At 70.1% G+C, this 21,384-nt stretch carries 23 protein-coding genes; 12 read left to right on the plus strand and 11 right to left on the minus strand.

The features are described from left to right. Nucleotides 1-11 precede the first annotated feature (11 nt). Complete coding sequence (locus DFR74_RS27645; protein ID WP_067510523.1) at nucleotides 12-1,370, plus strand: FAD-binding oxidoreductase; 1,359 nt, start codon at nucleotides 12-14, stop codon at nucleotides 1,368-1,370. A gap of 61 nt (nucleotides 1,371-1,431) precedes the next feature. Continuing rightward, on the plus strand, nucleotides 1,432-1,734 hold the full coding sequence (locus DFR74_RS27650; RefSeq protein ID WP_067510524.1) for a GNAT family N-acetyltransferase: 303 nt from the start codon (nucleotides 1,432-1,434) through the stop codon (nucleotides 1,732-1,734). Here the strand turns inward: DFR74_RS27650 and DFR74_RS27655 are convergent, their stop codons facing one another. Next, nucleotides 1,735-2,751: an SDR family NAD(P)-dependent oxidoreductase gene (locus DFR74_RS27655; protein ID WP_084537789.1), complete on the minus strand. Its 1,017-nt coding sequence runs from the start codon at nucleotides 2,749-2,751 to the stop codon at nucleotides 1,735-1,737. A gap of 118 nt (nucleotides 2,752-2,869) precedes the next feature. Between DFR74_RS27655 and DFR74_RS27660 the strand changes: the two genes are divergently transcribed. Together DFR74_RS27660 and DFR74_RS27665 are read left to right on the plus strand one after the other, a co-directional pair. Beyond that, the gene (locus tag DFR74_RS27660; RefSeq protein WP_084537790.1) at nucleotides 2,870-4,033 is read left to right on the plus strand and encodes a sensor histidine kinase; all 1,164 of its coding nucleotides are present in this window, start codon (nucleotides 2,870-2,872) and stop codon (nucleotides 4,031-4,033) included. Further along, nucleotides 4,030-4,677, plus strand: coding sequence for a response regulator (locus DFR74_RS27665; protein WP_067510526.1), 648 nt, complete (start codon nucleotides 4,030-4,032; stop codon nucleotides 4,675-4,677). The genes DFR74_RS27660 and DFR74_RS27665 overlap by 4 nt, the downstream gene beginning before the upstream one ends. 53 nt (nucleotides 4,678-4,730) lie before the next feature. Here DFR74_RS27665 and DFR74_RS27670 read toward each other — a convergent pair whose 3' ends face one another. Both DFR74_RS27670 and DFR74_RS27675 read right to left on the minus strand, forming a co-directional pair. Beyond that, the gene (locus tag DFR74_RS27670; protein WP_067510528.1) at nucleotides 4,731-5,891 is read right to left on the minus strand and encodes an acyl-CoA dehydrogenase family protein; all 1,161 of its coding nucleotides are present in this window, start codon (nucleotides 5,889-5,891) and stop codon (nucleotides 4,731-4,733) included. Between the two features lie 132 nt (nucleotides 5,892-6,023). Beyond that, nucleotides 6,024-6,707 carry a TetR family transcriptional regulator gene (locus DFR74_RS27675; RefSeq protein ID WP_067510530.1) on the minus strand — a complete coding sequence of 228 codons (684 nt, stop codon included), beginning with the start codon at nucleotides 6,705-6,707 and terminating at the stop codon, nucleotides 6,024-6,026. Nucleotides 6,708-7,149: 442 nt separating this feature from the next. Here DFR74_RS27675 and DFR74_RS27680 point away from each other — a divergent pair, with 442 nt between their 5' ends. Both DFR74_RS27680 and DFR74_RS37355 read left to right on the plus strand, forming a co-directional pair. Then, nucleotides 7,150-8,544, plus strand: coding sequence for a xylulokinase (locus tag DFR74_RS27680; RefSeq protein ID WP_067510532.1), 1,395 nt, complete (start codon nucleotides 7,150-7,152; stop codon nucleotides 8,542-8,544). Nucleotides 8,545-8,620: 76 nt separating this feature from the next. Further along, complete coding sequence (locus tag DFR74_RS37355) at nucleotides 8,621-8,791, plus strand: hypothetical protein (protein WP_157115841.1); 171 nt, start codon at nucleotides 8,621-8,623, stop codon at nucleotides 8,789-8,791. A 393-nt stretch (nucleotides 8,792-9,184) separates the two neighbouring features. Here DFR74_RS37355 and purE read toward each other — a convergent pair whose 3' ends face one another. Continuing rightward, nucleotides 9,185-9,685 (minus strand): 5-(carboxyamino)imidazole ribonucleotide mutase, encoded by a 501-nt coding sequence (purE, locus tag DFR74_RS27690; protein ID WP_267898926.1) that lies wholly within the window; start codon nucleotides 9,683-9,685, stop codon nucleotides 9,185-9,187. Nucleotides 9,686-9,726: 41 nt separating this feature from the next. Beyond that, nucleotides 9,727-10,947, minus strand: coding sequence for a 5-(carboxyamino)imidazole ribonucleotide synthase (locus tag DFR74_RS27695; protein ID WP_067510534.1), 1,221 nt, complete (start codon nucleotides 10,945-10,947; stop codon nucleotides 9,727-9,729). Between the two features lie 39 nt (nucleotides 10,948-10,986). On the opposite strand from DFR74_RS27695, the gene DFR74_RS27700 reads away from it, so the two are divergent. Further along, nucleotides 10,987-11,529: a GtrA family protein gene (locus tag DFR74_RS27700; RefSeq protein WP_067510536.1), complete on the plus strand. Its 543-nt coding sequence runs from the start codon at nucleotides 10,987-10,989 to the stop codon at nucleotides 11,527-11,529. On the opposite strand, the gene DFR74_RS27705 is transcribed toward DFR74_RS27700, so the two are convergent. The 3 genes from DFR74_RS27705 to DFR74_RS27715 are packed head-to-tail and all read right to left on the minus strand — an operon-like array spanning nucleotide 11,526 to nucleotide 14,092. Continuing rightward, entirely contained in the window at nucleotides 11,526-12,836 is a 1,311-nt protein-coding gene (locus tag DFR74_RS27705; RefSeq protein ID WP_067510538.1) for a sensor histidine kinase, read from the minus strand. The two genes, DFR74_RS27700 and DFR74_RS27705, sit on opposite strands and share 4 nt — an antisense overlap. 1 nt (nucleotide 12,837) lies before the next feature. Further along, complete coding sequence (locus DFR74_RS27710; RefSeq protein WP_067510540.1) at nucleotides 12,838-13,515, minus strand: response regulator transcription factor; 678 nt, start codon at nucleotides 13,513-13,515, stop codon at nucleotides 12,838-12,840. Between the two features lie 43 nt (nucleotides 13,516-13,558). After that, nucleotides 13,559-14,092, minus strand: a complete 534-nt coding sequence (locus DFR74_RS27715) for a PH domain-containing protein (RefSeq protein ID WP_067510542.1) — start codon at nucleotides 14,090-14,092, stop codon at nucleotides 13,559-13,561. Between the two features lie 201 nt (nucleotides 14,093-14,293). Between DFR74_RS27715 and DFR74_RS27720 the strand changes: the two genes are divergently transcribed. Further along, complete coding sequence (locus tag DFR74_RS27720) at nucleotides 14,294-15,247, plus strand: acyl-ACP desaturase (RefSeq protein ID WP_067510644.1); 954 nt, start codon at nucleotides 14,294-14,296, stop codon at nucleotides 15,245-15,247. A 51-nt stretch (nucleotides 15,248-15,298) separates the two neighbouring features. Here the strand turns inward: DFR74_RS27720 and DFR74_RS27725 are convergent, their stop codons facing one another. Then, nucleotides 15,299-16,120: a biotin--[acetyl-CoA-carboxylase] ligase gene (locus DFR74_RS27725; protein ID WP_067510544.1), complete on the minus strand. Its 822-nt coding sequence runs from the start codon at nucleotides 16,118-16,120 to the stop codon at nucleotides 15,299-15,301. A gap of 42 nt (nucleotides 16,121-16,162) precedes the next feature. Beyond that, the gene (locus DFR74_RS27730) at nucleotides 16,163-16,417 is read right to left on the minus strand and encodes a hypothetical protein (protein ID WP_067510545.1); all 255 of its coding nucleotides are present in this window, start codon (nucleotides 16,415-16,417) and stop codon (nucleotides 16,163-16,165) included. A 210-nt stretch (nucleotides 16,418-16,627) separates the two neighbouring features. Here DFR74_RS27730 and DFR74_RS27735 point away from each other — a divergent pair, with 210 nt between their 5' ends. The 3 genes from DFR74_RS27735 to DFR74_RS27745 all read left to right on the plus strand — a co-directional run bounded on the left by DFR74_RS27735 (nucleotide 16,628) and on the right by DFR74_RS27745 (nucleotide 19,373). Beyond that, nucleotides 16,628-18,268: an acyl-CoA carboxylase subunit beta gene (locus DFR74_RS27735; protein ID WP_067510547.1), complete on the plus strand. Its 1,641-nt coding sequence runs from the start codon at nucleotides 16,628-16,630 to the stop codon at nucleotides 18,266-18,268. Nucleotides 18,269-18,405: 137 nt separating this feature from the next. Then, nucleotides 18,406-18,738: an acyl-CoA carboxylase subunit epsilon gene (locus DFR74_RS27740; protein WP_067510549.1), complete on the plus strand. Its 333-nt coding sequence runs from the start codon at nucleotides 18,406-18,408 to the stop codon at nucleotides 18,736-18,738. Continuing rightward, nucleotides 18,735-19,373, plus strand: a complete 639-nt coding sequence (locus tag DFR74_RS27745) for a Maf family protein (RefSeq protein ID WP_067510552.1) — start codon at nucleotides 18,735-18,737, stop codon at nucleotides 19,371-19,373. Before DFR74_RS27740 ends, DFR74_RS27745 begins: the two co-directional genes overlap by 4 nt. On the opposite strand, the gene DFR74_RS27750 is transcribed toward DFR74_RS27745, so the two are convergent. Then, nucleotides 19,299-20,078 carry a helix-turn-helix transcriptional regulator gene (locus tag DFR74_RS27750; protein ID WP_067510554.1) on the minus strand — a complete coding sequence of 260 codons (780 nt, stop codon included), beginning with the start codon at nucleotides 20,076-20,078 and terminating at the stop codon, nucleotides 19,299-19,301. The genes DFR74_RS27745 and DFR74_RS27750 overlap by 75 nt on opposite strands. A 167-nt stretch (nucleotides 20,079-20,245) precedes the next feature. On the opposite strand from DFR74_RS27750, the gene DFR74_RS27755 reads away from it, so the two are divergent. Next, complete coding sequence (locus DFR74_RS27755; RefSeq protein WP_067510556.1) at nucleotides 20,246-21,160, plus strand: sulfurtransferase; 915 nt, start codon at nucleotides 20,246-20,248, stop codon at nucleotides 21,158-21,160. The last annotated feature ends 224 nt before the right edge of the window (nucleotides 21,161-21,384 follow it).

Consider the following 21,384-nt stretch of genomic DNA (forward strand, 5'->3'; position numbering starts at 1 on the left):
CGTTGACGGGCGTGGACCTGCCTGAACTCGCCGCCGCGCTGCCCGAGGGCGCCGTACTCACCGATCCCGACCTGCTGACCGGCTACCGCCAGGACTGGGCCCGCGATCCCGACGCGGGTACACCGCTGGCCGTGGTGCGCGCCACCAGCACCGACGACGTCGCCGCCACCCTGCGCTGGGCCCATGCGCATCGCGTCCCAGTGGTGCCGCGCGGCGCGGGCTCCGGCCTGTCCGGCGGCGCGACCGCCGTGGACGGCGGCATCGTGCTGAGCACCGAACGGATGCGCGCCATCGCCGTCGACCCCGTCACCCGCACCGCCGTCGTGCAGCCCGGGCTGCTCAACGCCGAGGTCAAGCGGGCCGTCGCCGAGCACGGGCTCTGGTATCCCCCGGACCCGTCGTCGTTCGAGATGTGCTCGATCGGCGGCAACGCCGCGACCAACGCGGGCGGGCTGTGCTGCGTGAAATACGGCGTGACCACCGACTACGTGCTGGGCATGGAGGTCGTGCTCGCCGACGGCACCCCGGTGCGCCTCGGCGGACCGCGCCTGAAGGACTCCGCGGGACTTTCGCTGACCAAGCTGTTCGTCGGCAGCGAGGGCACGCTCGGCGTGATCACCGAACTCACCCTGCGCCTGCTGCCCGCCCAACCGCGCCAGAGCACGGTGGTGGCCGGTTTCGCGACGCTGACCGCCGCCACCGAGGCCATCCTCGCCATCACCGGAACGCTGCGCCCCTCGATGCTCGAGTTCATGGACACCGTCGCCATCAACGCCGTGGAGGACGAGATGCGCATGGGCCTGGACCGCGCGGCGGCCGCGCTGCTGGTCGCGCGCTCCGACGCGCCGGGCGAGTTCGCGGCACGCGAGGCCGAGATCATGGTCGCCGCGTGCGAAAAGGCCGGGGCCACCGAGGTTTTCCACACCGAGGACCCGGAGGAGGGCGAGGCCTTCACGGCGGCGCGGCGCTTCGCCATCCCGGCCGTGGAACGGATCGGGCCGCTGCTGCTGGAGGACGTGGGGGTGCCGCTGCCCCGCCTCGGCGACCTCGTCACCGGCATCGCCGACATCGCCGAACGCAACGACGTGCTGGTCTCGGTGATCGCGCACGCCGGCGACGGCAACACCCACCCGCTGATCGTGCACGACCCCACCGACCCCGACAACACCGCCCGCGCGCACCGCGCCTTCGGCGAGATCATGGATCTGGCCATCGCGCTGGGCGGCACCATCACCGGCGAGCACGGCGTCGGCAGGCTCAAGAAGGCCTGGCTGCCCGACCAGGTCGGCCCGGACGTGATGGCGCTGACCAGGCGGATCAAGGCGGCGCTCGATCCCGAGGGGATTCTCAACCCCGGCGCGATTCTGTGATCCCGCCCCGGGTATGCCGGTCCCGGGAAACATTTCCGGCCGCGAAGGAGTTGCCAGAACCATGACCACCAGGTTGGAACACAATGTGGCCGACACGCGCTTCGAGATCTATGTCGACGACGTGCTCGCCGGTTACGCCGACTACGACGAACGCACGCTGCGCAAGAGCGGTGACAAGGCGCGCGAATTCCACCACACCATGACCTTCCCCGAGTTCCGCGGGCAGGGGATCGCCGCGAAGGTCGTCGAGTACGCGCTCAACGACTCGCGCGACGCCGGCTTCGCTGTCATCCCGACCTGCTGGTACGTGGAGAAGTACATCGTGGAGCACAAGGAGTACCGCGACCTGGTCGCCGCCGCCTGATCAGGCGTGGGCGGTCTTGCCGCCGTCGATCACCAACTGGGCGCCGGTGAGATACGGGTGTTCCGGTGAGGCGAGCGTGAGCGCGAAGGCGGCGATCTCCTCGGCCGTGGCGAGCCTGCCGAGACCGGGGACGTTGGAGCCCGCCCACTGCTTCATCATCACCTGGTAGACGTCGTCGGGCAGGGACTCCATGCCCGCGGCGCGGCGCACCAGTTCGGTGTCGGTGGTGCCGGGGACCAGGGCGTTGACGCGGATGCCGTCGGCCGCGTAGTCGAGGGCCGCCGACTGGACCAGGCCCACCAGCCCGCGTTTGCTCGCGGTGTAGGCGCCGCGCCCGCCGTCGGTGGCGAGCGCGTTGCTGGACGAGGTCACCACGATGGTGCCGCCGCCGGACCGGATCATGTGCGGCACTTGGTATTTGATCGCGAGAAAGGTGCCGCGCAGGTTGGTGTTCACCACGCGGTCGAACTCGTCGGCGCTGTACTCGTGCAGTTTCTTCTGAATGGTGATGCCCGCGTTATTGAACGCCACGTCGAGCGCGCCGTAGCGCTGGACGGCGGTGTCGACGAAATCGCGGACATCGCTCTCCACCAGAACGTCCGCGCGCAGGAACGTCGCCTCCCCGCCTGCTTCGCGGATCTCCCGCTCCACCGTTCTCCCGCGCTCGACCCGTCGCCCGCAGAACGCCACCTTCGCGCCCTCGGCCGCGAACAGCCGCGCGGCCGCCGCCCCGATCCCGGACGTCGCGCCGGTGATGAGCACGACTTTGTTCTCGAAGCGGCGCTGTGCGATCGGCGCGAGCCTGGGTGGGTTGGACTCCGCGCCGAGTGCGACGCCGACCCCGGCGCCGACCGCGCCCGCCGCGATTCCGGAGGCGGCGATCGCGCCGAGAAGGCGACGGCGGGACGGGCGGGTGGATTTGGAAGCTTTTGTGGTGGTGGCGGCGCGCTCAGGGGTGCTCGCGGCTTCGCGTGGGTGGTCCGCGTTCGCGGCGGGGTTGGGTTCGCGGTCGGTCATGGGTTCAGTGTTCGGTTCGGGGCGGGTGGACGGGTCCGACCGCGGGCTCGTCTCGCGACCGCGCGGAGGAGGCTTCTCCTCCCCGGGGAGGAGACGGGCGGCGGGCCGAGCGGGCATCATGATTCGCGTGGAGGCGAAAGGTGTGGCCCGGGGTGTCGAGTGGTTGCTCGACCCGCGGTCGGTGCCGGTGCGCCTGGCCGTCCTGCTGCTCGCGGCCGTGGGGTGCCTGGCGCTGCTGAGCGCGGACGCGTCCGGAACCGACTGGGCCATCGGCCTGCTCGCGACGCTGGCGACGGCGGGCGGTGCGCGTTTCCCGCTGGCCGCCTCGCTCACCGCGACCGGACTGCTCGGGCTCGCCTTCCTGGTCGGCGACACCGGACCGCTGGTGGCGAAGATCGCGGCCGCGCTCGCGCTCGCCGAACTCGCGGCACGGCGGGGCGGGTGGCAGCCGCTCGCCGGAGCGGGAACGGTCGCCGTGGTGTACGCCCTGCACCGGGCCGACGGACTCGCCGCGACCGGCTATCGCGCGGTGGTGATGGCGGCGGCCCCGGTGGTGATCGGCGCCCTGCTGCGCGCCACCCGCGAGAATGCCGAACGCGTCCGGCGCGACGCGGCGGAACTCGCCCGGCACCGGGAACGCGAGATCGCCACCGCCCGCGTGCTCGAGCGCACCGCCATCGCCCGCGAGCTGCACGACCTCATCGCCCACCACGTGTCCTCCACCGTGCTGCGCGTCGGCGTCGCCCGGCACGCGCTCACCGACGCGCCCGCCCCCGTGCTCGAAGTCCTGGACGACCTGCACGCCAGCGGCCGCGCCACGCTGACCGATCTGCGCAAACTCGTTGCCGTCCTGCGTGATCCGGAGGGCGGCGGCGAATCCTTCGTCGCCCCGGCCGATCTGCCCGACGCCGTCGCGGCCGCCGTGGATTCCGCGCGCGGACTCGGATTGCGCGTCGACGCCGCGATCGATGAGAACCTGCCCACCGTCGACGCGCTCGCCGGCCTCACCCTGCTGCGGCTCACCCAGGAGGGCTTGGCGAACGTCCTGAAGCACGCCGGCCCGGACGCGACCGCCGAACTGAGCCTTCGGGTCGGCGCCACCGAAGCCCATTTCGACTTGCGCGACAACGGTTTTCCCCGCGGCGAGCCTTCCGGTCACGGGGTCGGTCTCATCGGCCTGCGCGAACGCGTCGAACTGCTCGGCGGCACGGTGACGGCCGGTCCCGGCGGCGACGGCTGGCGCTTGACGGCCCAGGTGCCGCTGGCGGGAGCGGCCATATGACCATCCACGTCCTCATCGCCGACGATCAGCAGTTGGTCCGCGCGGGCCTGCGCATGCTCTGCCAGACCGCGTCCGATCTCGAGGTCGTCGGCGAGGCCGCCACCGGTTCGGAGGCGGTCCGCCTGGCCGAACGACTGCGCCCGGACGTGACCCTGATGGACCTGCGCATGCCCGGCATGGACGGAATCCGCGCCACCGCAACGATTCTCGCCGCCGATCCGAGCGCCCGCATACTCGCCCTGACCACCTTCGATGACGACGACCACCTGTATCCCGCGCTGTCCGCGGGCGTCTGCGGGTTCCTGGTCAAGGACACCTCACCCGACGTGCTGCTCGACGGCATCCGCCGCGCCGCCGCCGGTGAGCGCCCCTTCGGCGCGGAGGTGCTGGACCGGATGGTGACGGCGGCGGTCACCTCGCGCACCCCGGCCGAGCCCGCCGCCGCGATCCCCGGCCTCACCCCGCGCGAATCCGACGTGCTCGCACTGCTTTCCGACGGACTGTCCAACGGCGAGATCGCCGCGCGCCTGCACATCGGCATCACGACCGTGAAGACCCACGTCACCAGCCTGATGACCAAGACCGGCGCGACCAACCGGGTTCGCCTGGCCGCCATCGGTTTACGGCACTGCGGCGGGACGTAGCCCTGAAACACCAACGGGGCGGCCCGTTTCCGGACCGCCCCGTTCGAGAGCACTCAGCCGCGCAGCAGCGCGCGCGACATGACCAGACGCTGGATCTGGTTGGTGCCCTCGTAGATCTGGGTGATCTTGGCGTCGCGCATCATGCGCTCCACCGGGAAGTCGGTGGTGTAGCCCGCGCCGCCGAAGAGCTGGACGGCGTTGGTGGTGACCTCCATCGCCACATCCGAGGCGAAGCACTTGGCGGCGGCGGAGATGAAGCCGAGGTTCTTCTCGCCGCGCTCGGCGCGGGCGGCCGAGGTGTAGACCATGAGGCGGGCGGCCTCGATCTTCATCGCCATATCGGCCAGCATGAACTGGGTGTTCTGGAAGTCGGAGATGGCCTTGCCGAACTGCTTGCGGTCCTTGGTGTAGGCGATCGCGGCGTCCAGCGCGCCCTGCGCCAGGCCGACGGCCTGCGCGCCGATGGTCGGGCGGGTGTGGTCGAGGGTCTGCAGCGCGGTCTTGAAGCCGGTGCCCGGCTCGCCGATGATGCGGTCGCCCGGCACGCGGCAGTTCTCGAAGTACAGCTCGGCGGTGGGCGACCCCTTGATGCCCAGCTTGTGCTCGAGCGGGCCCACCACGAAGCCCTCGTCGTCCTTGTGTACGGCGAAGGCCGAGATGCCGTTGGCGCCCTTGTCGGCGGCGGTCACGGCCATCACCGTGTACCAGTCGGACTTGCCGCCGTTGGTGATCCAGCACTTGGTGCCGTTGATGACCCAGTCGTCGCCGTCCTGCTTGGCGCGGGTGCGCATGGCGGCGGCGTCGGAGCCCGCCTCGCGCTCGGACAGACAGTAGGAGGCCATCTTGCCCTCGACCAGGTCGCCGAGCACCTTCTGCTTCAGCTCCTCGGAGCCGTTGAGGATCAGGCCCATGGTGCCGAGCTTGTTGACGGCGGGGATCAGCGAGGAGGAACCGCAGACGCGGGCCACTTCCTCGATCACGATGCAGGTGGCGACCGAGTCGGCGCCCTGGCCGCCGTAGGCCTCGGGCACGTGGACGGCGTTGAAGCCCGCGGCGTTGAGCGCGGCCAGCGCCTCCTCCGGGAAGCGGGCGTTACCGTCGACGTCCTTGGCGTACGGGGCGATCTCCTTCTCCGACAGCGCGCGGATGGCCGCCCGCAGCTCGTCGTGGAAGTCCTCGAGCTTGAACAGGTCGAAATCGGGGTTTCCCGCCATGGGACACACTCCTGGGTCCGTCGAGATAGTCGGCACTCAGTGCCATATCGTGCGCCAGTATACGTGGGCGCCAGGCATCACATGCGGATACCCGTGGCACTCAGTGTCAGATTGTTGGCATTGTGGGGCACGTCATAGCGTACCCAGCCGGTGGGCGAGCAGATCGGCGACCCGGCGCGCCGGCATGCCCTTCGGGAAGACCGCGACCACCAGTTCGTCGGCGTCGCGGGCGCGGGCCGGACCGCGCGGAATCGCGGCCAGCTCCACGCGCAGATCGGCGGCGCCCGCGTCGGACTCCCCGCGCACCATGCGGCGCAGCAGGTAGTTGTGCGTCGCGGTGACCGCGGCGGTGAACTGCACCCGCGCCAAGTCGGGGGCCTCGGGCAGCCGGTAACGCAGGTAATCGGTGAACAGCCGCTCGTAGCGGAACACCGTGACGATCTCGCGTTCCCGCAGCGCGGGCACCCGCCGCACCACCCGGTAGCGCCGCGCCGCGATGTCGCGCCACTGGGTGAAGCGCTCGAACACCTGCACCACCGCCTCGCACACCGCCTCCCACGGGTCGCCCTGCGCGCCCTCCAGGTACTGCGCCGCCTGCGCCAGCTGCGATTCGTGATCGGCGAAGATCACGTCCTCCTTGGACCGGAACTGCCGGAAGAACGTCCGCCGCGAGATACCGGCCGCCTCCGCGATTTCGTCCACGGTCGTCGCCTCGTACCCCTTGTCGGCGAACAACCGCAGCGCCTGATCCACGACGGTCAGCCGGAACCGCGCCGGATCGTCCCCCGCCCGCACCCGCCCACTCTCCTCACTCACGCCAGCCACCGTAGCGACCCGGGCGCCCCGGTTCGGCCGGACCGCACCGATTCGGTGCGCGACCGAGGGAACTACGGTGCCGGGCCCCCGACTCGCGCGGCACCGTCCGGGGCGCCCATGCACGCGCGGCTCCTGACGCGCGCGGTACCCGCGCACGCCGGGGGCAAGTCTTCGCCAGTGCGGACCGCGTGTTCCGCTCGTTCGGCGAAACGAACGAAACTTCATCCGGGGTGCGGCCATGCGTCAGACCGGCGCACCATCGGGCCGCCTGCGCTCGCCGCCCTCGGCCGGGGCACGGGCCTGTGCGCCACGCGTACTGCTCGGCCGATCGATACGGAACGCGATCCGGGGTCGCCCGAATCAATCACCCCGGTGCCCTTCGTTCGATCCCCCGCTCCGCTTCCCCTCCGTACGCTGGCGGGGGCGAGGGAAGGGAGTCGGTGTGGTGCTGGTGGCAGGTATCGATTCGTCGACGCAGTCCTGCAAGGTGGTGGTGTGTGACGCCGAGGACGGAATGATCGTCCGGTCCGGGGTGCGGCCGCATCCAGGTGGGACCGAGGTGGATCCCGGAGCGTGGGTGGCGGCGATGGCGGGGGCCGTGGCGGAGGCGGGCGGGCTCGACGATGTGGCGGCGGTGTCGGTCGCGGCGCAGCAGCACGGGCTGATCTGCCTGGACGAGAACGGCGATGTCGTCCGGAATGCGTTGCTGTGGAACGACACTCGGTCCGCGGGGAGCGCGGAGGAGCTCATCGAGGAGTTCGGCGGGCGGCAGCGGTGGGTGGACGAGGTCGGTGTGGTGCCGGTCGCGGCGATCACCGCGGCGAAATTGCGGTGGCTGGCCGACCGCGAGCCCGCGAATGCCGACCGGACCGCCGCCGTGTGCCTGCCCCACGACTGGCTCACCTGGCGGCTGGCCGGCGCGCCCGGTCTCGACGCGCTCACCACCGACCGCAGCGACGCCTCGGGCACCGGGTACTTCTCGGCCGCCACCGACACCTACCGCCCCGAGATTCTCGACCTCGCCCTGCGCGGACGAACGCCCCTGCTGCCCCGCGTGATCGGTCCGTTCGAGACGGCGGGAACCACCGAGCGCGGGCAGACGCTGGGGCCCGGCGCGGGCGACAATGCCGCCGCCGCACTGGGACTCGCGGCCGCACCCGGCGATTGCGTTGTCTCACTGGGCACCTCGGGAGTGGTCAGCGCGATCACCGACACCCCGCCCCGCGACGCCGAAGGATTGGTCGCCGGGTTCGCCGACGCCACCGGCCGCCAACTGCCGCTCATCTGCACCCTCAACGGCGCGCCGGTGCTCGCCTCGACCGCGCGCCTCCTCGGCGTCGGACTGGACGAGTTCTCCCGGCTGGCGCTGTCCGCACCGCCCGGCGCCGAGGGGCTGACCCTCGTGCCCTACCTCGCGGGCGAGCGCTCCCCCAACCTGCCCGGCGCCGCGGGCGCCCTGCACGGGATCACCCTCACCAACCTCACGCCCGCCAATATCGCGCGCGCGGCCGTCGAGGGGCTGCTCTGCTCGTTGGTCTTCTGTCTCGACCGGCTCGCCGCCCAGGGCGTCGCCATCGACCGCATCCTGCTGGTCGGCGGCGGCACCAAATCCCCCGCCGTCCGCGCCCTGGCCCCCGCCCTCTTCGCCCGCGACGTCCTCATCCCCGCCCCCGCCGAATACGTCGCCCTCGGCGCGGCCCGCCAAGCCGCCTGGACCCACACCAAAGCCGAACCCACCTGGACCGCCACGGGCACCCCCGAAATATCCACAGCCCTCCCCACCCCCGACGTCGTCGCACGCTACAACGACCTCCGCACCCGCACCTCCGGCCAATAGCGACACCGCGCCGTGGCTGTTCGTTTATTTCGTTTACGTCGGTTATTTCGTATGTTCGAGGGGAAAGGGGGCCGACATGACCGGCATGCACACAGCCAAGCGCATCGCTGCGGGCGAGATCGATGCGGAAGTCGCGGCTCGGGCGATGCGTCGCATCAAGGACTACCTCATGCGTCATCCCGCCGAGTCCGCGAGCCGTGCGGCCGCCGACGAATTGTCCGCCCTCGGACAGGATCTCGGCATCTGACATGGCATTCGTGGTGCTGTACGACGCGAACGGTACCGGACTGCCTGGTCGAAGGATACGAGCCCGCTGGTCGAGGGGCTGAAGCTGCCCGACCCCGACGACAGGCGCGTGCTTGCGGCGGCGATCAAGGCAGGCGCGCAGGTAATCGTCACCTCGAACCTGCGCGACCTCCCCGCCGAATATCTGGCGGACTGGAACATCGAGGCCATAGAGCCCCGACGAGATTCTTCTCGACCAGATCGCTCTCGATGACCGGGTCGTGTGGGCGTGCGTACAGCAGATCGCCGATTCGCGACGGAACCCGCCCGAGTGCGCCGAGGAAGTGCTCGGCGCACTCGAAACCGACGGAGTCGTCGAAGCCGTAGCCGCGCTGCGGGGTGGCCGGGGCTGAACTCAGCCCAGGAGTTTGGCGCGCAGGGCGTCGTCCTTGTCGAGGACGAGTTGTTCGAGGTCGGCCTGGAACTTCTCCATGCGGGAGCGCAGGGCGGCGTCGGAGGCGGCGAGGATGCGGATGGCGAGCAGGCCGGCGTTGCGGGCGCCGCCGATGGAGACGGTGGCGACCGGGACGCCCGCGGGCATCTGCACGATGGAGAGCAGGGAGTCCATGCCGTCGAGGTACTTCAAGGGGACGGGGACGCCGATGACGGGCAGCGGGGTGGCGGAGGCGACCATGCCGGGCAGATGGGCCGCACCGCCCGCGCCCGCGATGATCACCCGCACACCGCGCTCGGCCGCCCCGCGCGCGTAGTCCAGCATGCGCTGGGGGGTGCGGTGCGCGGAGACCACGCCCACCTCGAACCGCACACCGAACTCCGACAGCGCCTCGGCGGCGGCCTCCATCGTCGGCCAATCCGAGTCACTGCCCATGATCAACCCGACCCGCGGTTCGCTCACGCCCGCACCTCGCTGCGCTCGGTCATGCCTCGACCACTCCCTCACTCATGCGGATCCCATCCGTCCGTCCACACCGCGTGCGACATCCAGTGCGCCGCGCGCTCGGCCTTCTCCCGCACCGCGGCGACGTCGTCACCGAGCACGTTGACGTGCCCGATCTTGCGGTCGGGCCGCTCCCCCTTGCCGTAGAGGTGCACCTTCGCCTCGGGCATCCTCGCGAACAAGTGGTGCAGGCGCTCGTCCATCGACATGGCCGGGGCCTGCGGAGCACCAAGGATATTGGCCATCACCGTCACCGGCGCGAGCGGGCTGGTGTCGCCCAGCGGATAGTCCAGCACCGCGCGCAGATGCTGTTCGAACTGGCCGGTGCGAGCGCCGTCCATCCCCCAGTGCCCGGAGTTGTGCGGGCGCATGGCCAGCTCGTTCACCAGCAGCTCACCGTCGTGGGTCTCGAACAGCTCCACGGCCATCGCCCCGACCACGCCGAGTTCGGCGGCCAGGTTCAGCGCGAGGGTCTCCGCGCTCGCCGCGAGATCGTCGGGCAGGTCGGGCGCGGGCGCGATCACCACGGCGCACTGCCCGTTGCGCTGCACGGTCTCGACCACCGGCCAGGTCGCGGCCTGTCCGAACGGCGAGCGCGCCACCATGGCCGAGAGCTCCCGCTTCAGATCCACCTTGGCCTCGGCCAGCAGCCCCACACCGTGCGCGAGCTGATCGGCGACGATCCGCTCGGCCTCGGCGGCGTCGGCGGGCATCCACACCCCGCGCCCGTCGTATCCGCCGCGCACCGCCTTCAGCACGAACGGCCAGCCGTGCTCGTCACCGAAGCGCACCGCGTCGGCGACCTCGGTCACGGGGGTGAAGGCGGGCACCGGCAGGCCCAGCTCGCTGAGCTTGGTGCGCATCGCCAGCTTGTCCTGGGCGTACACCAGCGCGCTCGGCGGCGGCAGCACGTTCACGCCCTCGGCGACCAGGACCTCGAGGTGCTCGGTGGGCACGTGCTCGTGGTCGAAGGTCAGCGCATGCGAGCCGACGGCGGCCTTGCGCAGGGCGGCCAGGTCGGTGTGACTGCCCAGCACCACCTCGGGGCTGACCTGGGCGGCCGGGTCCTCGGGGCGCTCGGCGAGCACCCGCAGCCGCTGGCCGAGCGCGATCGCGGCCTGATGGGTCATCCGCGCCAACTGGCCGCCGCCGATCATGGTGACGGTGGGCAGGGCGGAACTGTCGAAAGAACGGGTGGTCACGTCTACCAATCTTGTCATGTCCGGCGGCAATCACCGCTACCGGTACACTCGGCTCTCGTGTCTTTCGTCGACGACGTGGTCAACGTCCTCCCAGCGCCCCTGCGGGAGATCGCGTACCGCCATCACGAGCTGATCAAGTTCGCCATCGTCGGCGCCACGACCTTCGTGATCGACAGCGGAATCTTCTACGCCCTGAAATGGACGGTGCTGACCGAAAAACCGGTCACCGCCAAGATCATCTCCGGTGTGATCGCGGTCATCGCGTCCTACATTCTCAACCGGGAATGGTCGTTCAAGAATCGGGGCGGACGGGAACGCCATCACGAGGCGTTGCTCTTCTTCGGAGTGAGCGGCGTCGGTGTGATGTTGAGCAATATTCCACTGTGGATCTCGAGCTACGTGTTCGATCTGCGCCAGCCCAACGTGAGCTTCACCGTCGAGAACCTCGCCGATTTCTTCAGCGCGTTCATCATCGGCAACCTGCTGCAAATGGCGTTCCGCTTCTGGGCCATGCGCCGCTGGGTGTTCCCCGACGAAATGAGCGCACTCGACGCCGAACTCGAGGAACTCATCGAAGAAGAACAGCTCGGCCGTAGCTAGCGCGGTTCCGGGACGCCGGCGGCCACCGGGCGCCGGGGCGCGGAGTAGCCGAGGAAGACGGCGAACAGGGCGGGGCGGCGGCGTTGCAGTTCCAGGCGGCCGCCGTCGGCCTCGACCAGGGCTCGCGCGAGCGCCAGGCCCACGCCCGTGGAGCCGCCCGCGGAGAAGCCGCGGTCGAAGATGTGCGGGGCCAGTTCCTCGCGCACGCCCTCGCCCTCGTCGGCCACCTCCACGCACACCAGGGGTTCGCGGGCGTTGCCGGGGCGCACCGTGCGCACCGACACGGTGCAGGTGCCGCCGCCGTGCATGAGGGCGTTGTCGATCAGCACCGCGACCGCCTCGCGCAGCCGGGACGCGGTGATCGGGGCGCTCAGCGATTCGTCACCGGTGAGGACCAGCGTGCGGCCCGCCTCGTCGAACGGGTGCGTCCATTCGGCGACGATGCCGCGCAGTTCGTCCATCACCGGGATGGGGTCGCGGTCGGCGGCGTCCTCGTCGCGGGAGGCGCGCACCAGATCGTCGATGGCCTCGGTGAGCCGGTCGACCTGCGCCATCGCCTCCTCGGCCTCGTGCACCACCTCCGGGTCGGGGTGGGCGGAGAGCTCGTCCAGGCGCAACCGCACCGCCGTCAACCGGCTGCGCAGCTGGTGGGACACGTCGGCCACCAGCGCGTGCTCGCGTTGCAGGCGGCCCGCGATCTCGACGGTCGCCGAATCGAGCACATCGGAGACGCGATCCAGTTCGGCGATGCCGTGCCTGCGCGGATCAGGACGGAAATCACCCATCGCCAGCCGCGCCGCGCGCGCGGCCACATCGCGCAGCGGGTCGGCGACCCGACGCGCGGTGACCACCGCGACGGTCACCGCCGCACCCAGGGACGCCAGCACGGCCGCCGCCACCACCGCGACGGCCTGGCGCTGCCTGGCCTGCATCGGCGCGGCGGGCACCTCCAACCGCAGCGACCCGTCGGTGCCCATCGACAGCGACTCCACCAACGGGTCGGCCACCGTCTGCGCGCCCACGTCCATCCGGGCGGCGTTGTCGCCCGGCGTGGGGTAGACGATGGTGAGCCTGCCGTTCTCGGGCACCAGCGGGCGCACCGACCGCACGTCCAGCCCGCCGTGCACGAGGCCGTCGGCGCGCTCCTGGGCGATCACCTCGACGGCGATCCGATCGAGCCTGCTCTGCAAGTCGTTGCGGGTGATGTCCTCCACCCACAGCCACGCGGTGTAGGTGAGGGGGACGCCGAGCACGATGGTGGTGATGGTCAGCACGGTCAGGATCGACCGCAGGATCCGCCTGCGCACGTCAGTCGGTGTTCAGCCGGAAACCGACGCCGCGCACGGTGACGATGCGCCGCTCGGCCATCGGCCCCTCGTCGCCGATCTTGCGGCGCAACCACGACATGTGCATATCGAGCGTCTTGGAACCGCGCAGTTCGGCGTCGCCCCACACCTCGCGCAGGATGGTCTCGCGCGGCACCACCTGGCCCGCCCGGTCGATGAGGACCTTGAGCAGTTCGTACTCCTTGTTGGCCAGGCCCACCTCGACGCCGTTGACCAGCACCCGGCGCGCGGCGGGTTCCAGCCGGATGCCGCCCACCTCCACCGCCTCGTCGCCGATGCCGCTGCGCCGCAACAGGGCTCGCACGCGGGCCAGCAGTTCGGCCAGGCGGAACGGCTTGCCGACGTAGTCGTCGGCGCCCGCGTCCAGCCCGACGACGAAATCGACCTCGTCGGTGCGGGCGGTGAGCATGAGCACCGCCAGATCGGCGCCGCGCGCCCGCACCTGGCGGCACACCTCGAGCCCGTCCATCCCGGGCAGGCCCAGATCGAGGATCAGCAGGTCGTGATTGCCCTCCAGGGCGCGGCGCAGCACGGCGGGCCCGAAGCTCTCCACCGTGACCGAGTAACCCTCGCGCCCCAGCGCGCGCGACAGCGGCGCGGCGATGGCCTCGTCGTCTTCGGCCAGGAGTACGGCGGTCATGCCAACAGATTACGGACGGAGGCGCCGCGCGGGCGGCAACCCGTCAGTGGTCCGGTGCGCCGTAGGTGCGACGGCCCGCGTGGCGGTCGACCTCGAAGACCTGGTGGTAGAGCAGCGAGTGCACGGCCTGCACCCGGGGGATGTCGTCGAATTCGAGCGGCTCGTCCGAGGACGACGCGATGATCAGCGTGCCGGTGCCCAGCATCCGGTCGAACAGTCCGTGCCGGAACTGCACACTCGAGATGCGGCTCATCGGGATGTCGGTGCCGACGTGGGTGATGACGCCCTGGCGGATCAGCAACCGCCGGTCGGTGATGATGAAATGCGTTGACGCCCAACTGATCAGCGGCCCCAGGAAGCGCCACGCGACGATGCCGACCCAGGCGGCCAGAATCAGCGCGAGCACCACCGTCTGCCCCGTACCCTCGATATTGCGGTACGCCAGCCCCCCCGCGAACCCGGCCAGTGCCGTGGCGACGATCAGCGTCACGACGGGCCAGAACAGCATCTTCCAATGCGGATGGCGGTGGAGTATCAGCTGCTCGTCGGGCGCGAGCACGTCCTCCGGATAACCCATGCCCGAAACCCTACCCCGCCCGAGATGCCAGAATGGCTGACACCGCCGCGCCGTGTGCTGCACAATCTTCAGCCTGGCGGGGACGTTTCACCCCATTGCCTCGCATAGCGCTGGACCAAGTTCTCTTCTGCTCGACAAGCTCGATCCCGACTTCGGACGACAACCGCTCGGCTAGACGTGGAAACGACTGTGGAGGCGTGTGTGACCAAGGATCTGACCCAGCTGGAAATCCTGACCGAACTCGAACCGGTGGCCGAACAGAACCTGAACCGGCACCTGTCGATGGCCAAGGACTGGCACCCGCACGACTACGTGCCGTGGGACCAGGGCCGCAACTTCGCGGCGCTCGGCGGCATCGACTGGGACCCCGAACAGTCCCGCCTGAGCGAGGTCGCCAAGGCGGCCATGATCACCAACCTGCTCACCGAGGACAATCTCCCCTCCTACCACCGCGAGATCGCGCAGAACTTCTCCCTGGACGGCGCGTGGGGCACCTGGGTGGGCCGCTGGACGGCCGAGGAGAACCGACACGGCATCGTGATGCGCGACTACCTGGTGGTGACGCGGGGCGTGGACCCGGTCGCGCTGGAGCAGGCGCGGATGATCCACATGACCAACGGCGCGCACGCGCCGCAGGATTGGGGCGGGTTCCTGGTCAACGTCGCGTACGTGACGTTCCAGGAGCTGGCCACCCGGGTGAGCCACCGCAACACCGGCAAGGTGTGCCAGGACCCGATCGCCGACCGCATGCTCCAGCGCGTCGCGGCCGACGAGAACCTGCACATGATCTTCTACCGCAACCTGTGCGGCGCGGCGCTGGACCTGGTGCCCGACCAGGCGATGACGGCGCTGACCAGCGTGCTCACCAATTTCGTCATGCCCGGCCACGGGATGCCGAACTTCCGGCGCAACGGTGTGCTGATGGCCAAGCACGGCATCTACGACCTGCGCCAGCACCTGGAGGAAGTGGTCAACCCGGTGCTCAAGAAGTGGAACGTCTTCGACCGCAACGACTTCGGGCCGCGCGGGGAGAAGGCACGCGAGGAGCTCGCCGCGTTCGTCGAGAAGCTCGGCCAGGACGTGGTGAAGTTCGAGGAACAGCGCGACCGCATGTTCGCCAGGGAGGCGGCACGGGGCAAGCTCCAGCCGGTGTGAGCCGAATTCCGTTGGGGCGGTGGTGAATCGCGAGGTTCACCGCCGCGCCGCTCAGTACCCCGCGCGCAGGTGGGTGACGTCGCCCGCCGATACCGCTTCGCCGTCGATCAGCAGGCGGCCCGCGGCGTCCACATCCGCGGCGACGCCGGTGAGTTCGCGTCCGCCAGGCAGTTCCGCGCGGACCTCCTTGCCGAGGGTGGCGCAGCGGGCGCGGTAGGCGGCGGCGAGATCGGCGGTGTCCCAGGCGACCTCGCGCCAGGCGGTGAAGCGGCGGGCGAATTCGGTGAGCAGGGCCAGGGCCAGGCGGGTGCGGTCGGTATCGGTCGCACCGGCCAGCGCGAGCGAAGTGGCGTGCGGGACAGGCAGTTCCGGCTCGGTGAGGCTCACGTTCACGCCGATGCCCGCCACCACGGCGGGCACCCCGTCGGCCGCGCCGACCTCGGCGAGAATGCCCGCCACCTTGCGATCGCCGATCAGCACGTCGTTCGGCCACTTCAGGGCGGCGTCCACGCCGGCGGCGGTGCGCAGCGCGTCGACGGCGGCGACGCCGGTGAGCAGCGGCAGCCAGCCCAGGGCCGCCGGGTCGATACCGGGCAGCCGCACCAGCACCGACAGCGCGATCTGCGCGCGCGGCGGGCTCACCCAGGTGCGCGCGTGCCGCCCGCGTCCGGCCTCCTGGGTCTCGGCGATCAGCGCCCGGTGGTCGGCGTCGGCGTCGCCGGCCAGCGCGAGCAGGTCGGCGTTGGTGGACCCGGTGGACTCCACCACGTCCACCCGCGAGAAGAACGCGAGTTCCGGCGACTCGCCCGGCGCGCGCCGCAGGCGATCGGCGTCCAGCGGCGACCGGTCGGGGGCATCAGTCGAAGGCGTCACAGTCGTGCACGCTACTCGCCCGCATCGCCCGCGCGGGGCAGGTCAGCCCGCCAGGTCGTAGGTGTCCGGCCGGTCGGGCGCCGCGACGACCACGGTCACCACCACTGCGTGCCCGGACGCGAACGGGGCCGCGCCGGACAGCGTCATGCTGCCCGGCGCGGCCCCCTCCGCCACACCGTCGCCCCGGTCCGCGTCGGTCTCGGGATCGAGGATGGTCGGTTCGGGATCGGTGATCCGCCACCGGGTCCACGAGGCCGCCGCGGCGTGCTCGTGCACCCGTCTGCTCCACTCCCACATCAGCCCAGCTCCCCCTGCCTTTCAAGCCGAAAAACGAACGCACTCAGGCTAAGTGGGCGGGGGGCTCCGGCGATACCGATTTTTCGCGCGCCGGCCCGGGTCACGGCTTGTGACAAAGCACCGAATCCGGTGGCCGACCTGGGCTTTTCTACTCATCGGTAGCCCGGGCGCGGTTCCGGAAGAGCACTGGTACTGGTTACACTCCGAGCCATGACGAGTGTCCAGCAGCAGTCCGCTTCCGGTTCGGCGGGCGAACCCGATATCCACACCACCGCCGGAAAGCTGGCTGATCTGCGGAATCGGCTGGAAGAGGCGACCCACCCGATGGGTGAGGCCGCGGTCGACAAGGTCCACGCCAAGGGCAAGATGACCGCGCGCGAGCGCATCCTCGCACTGCTGGACGAGGGCTCCTTCGTGGAACTGGACGCGCTGGCCCGCCACCGCAGCGTCAACTTCGGACTGGAGAACAACCGCCCGCTCGGCGACGGCGTGGTGACCGGCTACGGCACCATCGACGGCCGCGACGTCTGCATCTTCAGCCAGGACGTCACCGTCTTCGGCGGCAGCCTCGGCGAGGTGTACGGCGAGAAGATCGTCAAGGTCATGGATCTGGCGCTCAAGACCGGCCGCCCGCTCATCGGCATCAACGAGGGCGCGGGCGCGCGCATCCAGGAGGGCGTCGTCTCCCTCGGCCTCTACGGCGAGATCTTCCACCGCAATATCCAGGCTTCCGGCGTGATCCCGCAGATCTCGCTGATCATGGGCCCGGCCGCGGGCGGTCACGTGTACTCGCCCGCACTCACCGACTTCGTCGTGATGGTCGACCAGACCAGCCAGATGTTCGTCACCGGCCCCGATGTCATCAAGACGGTCACCGGTGAGGAAGTCACCATGGAGGAGCTGGGCGGCGCGCACACCCACATGACCAAGTCCGGTGTGGCGCACTACGTGGCCTCGGGCGAGCAGGACGCGCTGGACTACGTCAAGGATCTGCTGTCCTACCTGCCGAGCAACAACCGCGCCGAGGCCCCGCGCTTCCCGGCCACCGACCCCATCGAGGGCGCCATCGAGGACTCGCTCACCGAGGAGGACCTCGAGCTCGACTCGATCATCCCGGATTCGCCGAACCAGCCCTACGACATGCACGAGGTCATCCGCAGGTTGCTCGACGACGACGAGTTCCTCGAGGTGCAGGCCGAGCGCGCGATGAACATCATCGTCGGCTTCGGCCGGGTCGACGGCCGCAGCGTCGGCATCGTCGCCAACCAGCCCACCCAGTTCGCCGGCTGCCTGGACATCGACGCCTCGGAGAAGGCGGCGCGGTTCGTGCGCACCTGTGACGCGTTCAACATCCCGATCATCACGCTGGTCGATGTGCCCGGCTTCCTGCCCGGCACCGGCCAGGAGTACAACGGCATCATCCGGCGCGGCGCGAAGCTGCTCTACGCCTACGGCGAGGCCACTGTGGGCAAAATCACGATCATCACCCGCAAGGCCTACGGTGGCGCCTACGACGTGATGGGTTCCAAGCACATGGGCGCCGATGTGAACCTGGCCTGGCCCACCGCGCAGATCGCCGTCATGGGTGCCTCCGGCGCCGTCGGATTCGTCTACCGCAAGCAGTTGCAGCAGGCCGCGAAAGACGGCGCCGACGTCGATGCGCTGCGGCTCGAGCTCCAGAACGAGTACGAGGACACCCTCGTGAACCCGTACGTCGCCGCCGAGCGCGGTTACGTGGACGCGGTCATCCCGCCGTCGCACACGCGCGGCCAGATCGTGTCCGCGCTGCGACTGCTGGAACGCAAGATGGTGACCCTCCCGCCGAAAAAACACGGCAACATCCCGCTGTGAATCAGCGATACCCTCGGTAAGCCGCGCACACTGGTTGCTGAGAGGCAATGAGTGGATCCGAGGATGACCATCGCGTCATCCCACCCATCGGGTGAACACACAGCCGCCCGATCGAGCTAGAGGAAGGATCTGGCACTGTGACGACCGTGGCAGATGAAGACGTGTTGACCGCCGCCGAGTTGGATCTCACGGTCGAGGAGATCGCCGACGAGGTCGAGGTCGAGGCGCCGAACGCCGTGCAGGCCACCCCGGCCGCCGAGCCGGACGGACAGCCGTTCCTCCGCATCGAGAAGGGCGCGCCGAACGACCTCGAACTCGCTGCCCTGGTGTGCGTTTTCAGCGCGGCGGGCCAGGATGCGCCCCCCGCGCCCACCGGCCCCGCCGACGCGTGGGGCAGGCCCACCCTGATGCACCGCGGCAGCTCGCCGTTCTCGCCGTACGCCTTCCCGCAACTGTCGCACCTTCGGTGACGTCCACGCTGATCCTGGCGTCCGCGTCGCCCGCCCGCCGGGAGGTGCTCCGCTCGGCGGGCATCGACCCGGTGGTCCGGGTGTCGGACGTGGACGAGGACGCCGTGGCCGCCGCGCTGCCCGCGGACTCCGGCCCGCAGACCGTCGTGGTGGAGCTGGCCAAGGCCAAAGCCGCCGCGGTGGCGGCGGCCGTTCCCGACTACGACGCCGATTGCGTTGTGGTGGGATGCGATTCGATGCTGCTGGTGGACGGCGAACTCCAGGGCAAACCGCACACCGCCGAGGTGGCGCGCGCTCGCTGGACCGACATGGCCGGTCGCAGCGCCGATCTCATCACCGGTCACTGCGTGCTGCGGTTGCGCGACGGCGCGGTGGTCGCGCAGGCCGTCGATTGCAGTTCCACCACCGTGCATTTCGCCAAGCCCGCGGCCGACGAGCTGGACGCCTACATCGCCACCGGCGAGCCGTTGCAGGTGGCGGGCGCGTTCACCCTGGACGGGCTGGGCGGCTGGTTCGTCGACCGGATCGAGGGCGACCCGTCCAGCGTCATCGGGATCGGGCTACCACTGCTGCGCAGGCTGCTCGAAGACGTTGGGGTCGGTATTGCGCAGCTGTGGCGGCACACGGCCTCCTAGCGGCGGCGTGCGGGGCGGCTCGGCGGACGGGTCGGCGCCCACCGGCACCGCGGCGCGCTCGTCCTGATCGCCGCAGCCGGTCGATTCCAGCCGCGCCAGGCACAGTTCCGGCTCCACGAACGGCAGCAGCCGCACCGACACGCCCTGGGCGCCGCAGCGCTCCAGCGCTTCCCTCATGAGTCCCAGGTGCACCCCGCACACCACGTCGGAGTGCGTGCGGGCCAGCTCGCGCAGCGGACAGGCGGTCATCCGGATGAGCACACTGCGCTCGTCGTCGGCGGCCGGATCGCGTTCGGGCGCGAACCCGAGCTCCGAGAGCACCGTCACGGTGACGTCTTTCGCGTCCTCCAGCGTCTCGGCGGGGTGGTCACCCACATCGAGTTTGCCGCCCCACGCACGGCCCGCCGCGATGCCCGCCTCCTGGCGGTGGCGCGGGTCGGGGCCGAGCTGATCGGCGAGCACCTGCGCGAGTTCCTGGTAGCCGACCGATCGCTGCACCGCGCTGTAACCGATGCGCGGCCTGCCGCGCCCGCGGGGCGGCTGCTGGAATTGGCGGACCAGGGATTCTTTGGTGAGAACATCCAGGTGGAAACGGACCGTGGTGACGTGCTGTCCGGTGATCCTGGCCAGCTCCTGCGCGTCGAGAGGTTCGCTTGCGCCACGTAGGATCGCGAGCAGTCGCCGCCGCGGCCAAGAATCGGACATAGCTCACCCCTCCTCCCGGGAGACTTTATCGGATGAGGGTGCGATTTATTCGCCCATTCAGCCGATTCGTGATCTGACACCAGTTTCACAAACGCCCCACATTTACCATCTCCTGTGAGACCCGAACCGCCGTTACCACCGACCACCTCGTGTGAAGGACCCGAATCGTGCCCGTAGCCCCGGACTCTCATCCCTCCTTCGGTGCGTACGCGCATCCTCACCGACTGGTAACCACGGAGTGGCTGTCGGCAAACATCGGCGCGCCGGGACTGCGGATCGTCGAGGCCGACGAGGACAGCCAGTTATACGACATCGGACATGTGCCCGGCGCGGTCAAGATCGACTGGCGAGGTGATCTGAACGATCCGGTCACGCGTGACTATATCGACGGCGCGCGTTTCACCGAACTCATGCGCGCGAAAGGCATCTCCCGCGACGACACGGTGGTGATCTACGGCGATCGCGGCAACGCGCAAGCGGCGCACACGCTGTGGCTGTTCACCCTCTTCGGGCACGAGGACGTGCGGTTGCTCGACGGCGGCCGCGACGTGTGGATCTCCGAGGAGCGCGACACCGTCTTCGACACCCCCGACCTCCCGCTCAGCGACTACCCCACGGTGCGCCGCGACGACGAGATCGCCCGCGCGTTCCGCGACGACGTGCTGTCCCATCTCGGCAAGCCCCTGCTGGACGTGCGCTCCGCCGAGGAGTACTCCGGCGAGACCAGCCCGAAGCCGGACAACCCCGAGGACGCGGCCCTGCGCGGCGGCCACATCCCCACCGCGCTGAACATCCCCTGGGACCGAGCGTTGGCCTCCGACAAGCGTTTCCGCTCGCGCGCGGAACTGGACGAGCTCTACGGCGCGCTGAACGGCGCCGAGGATCTGGTGGTGTACAGCCGGGTCGGCGAGCGGTCCAGCCACACTTGGTTCGTGCTGACGTACCTGCTCGGCTACCCCTCGGTGCGCAATTACGACGGGTCGTGGACCGAATGGGGCAACTCGGTGCGTATGCCGATCGTCAGGGGGGATGAACCGGGTGAGGCGCCTTCCGGAGCGGGCCGCAAACAGCGCGCCAGGTAGCACGTTCGGCACCGGATGTGCGGGAGTGTGATCCACGACCTACTGTCGAGTAGGGCTATCCGAGTTCGGCGTCTGTTGGCAGACTGCCTACACTCGCCCGAGTCGCAGATTTGCGTCGTGGAGACGCGTCGTAGATTTGTGGAACGGGCGCGGAGCCTGTGCGGCGCGCCGCCCCTCACCGGGGACCGGGCCGTGCAGCCCCATCCCGCGAAGCGACCAGAAGA

The organism is Nocardia puris, assembly GCF_003315035.1.
GTDB lineage: Bacteria > Actinomycetota > Actinomycetes > Mycobacteriales > Mycobacteriaceae > Nocardia > Nocardia puris.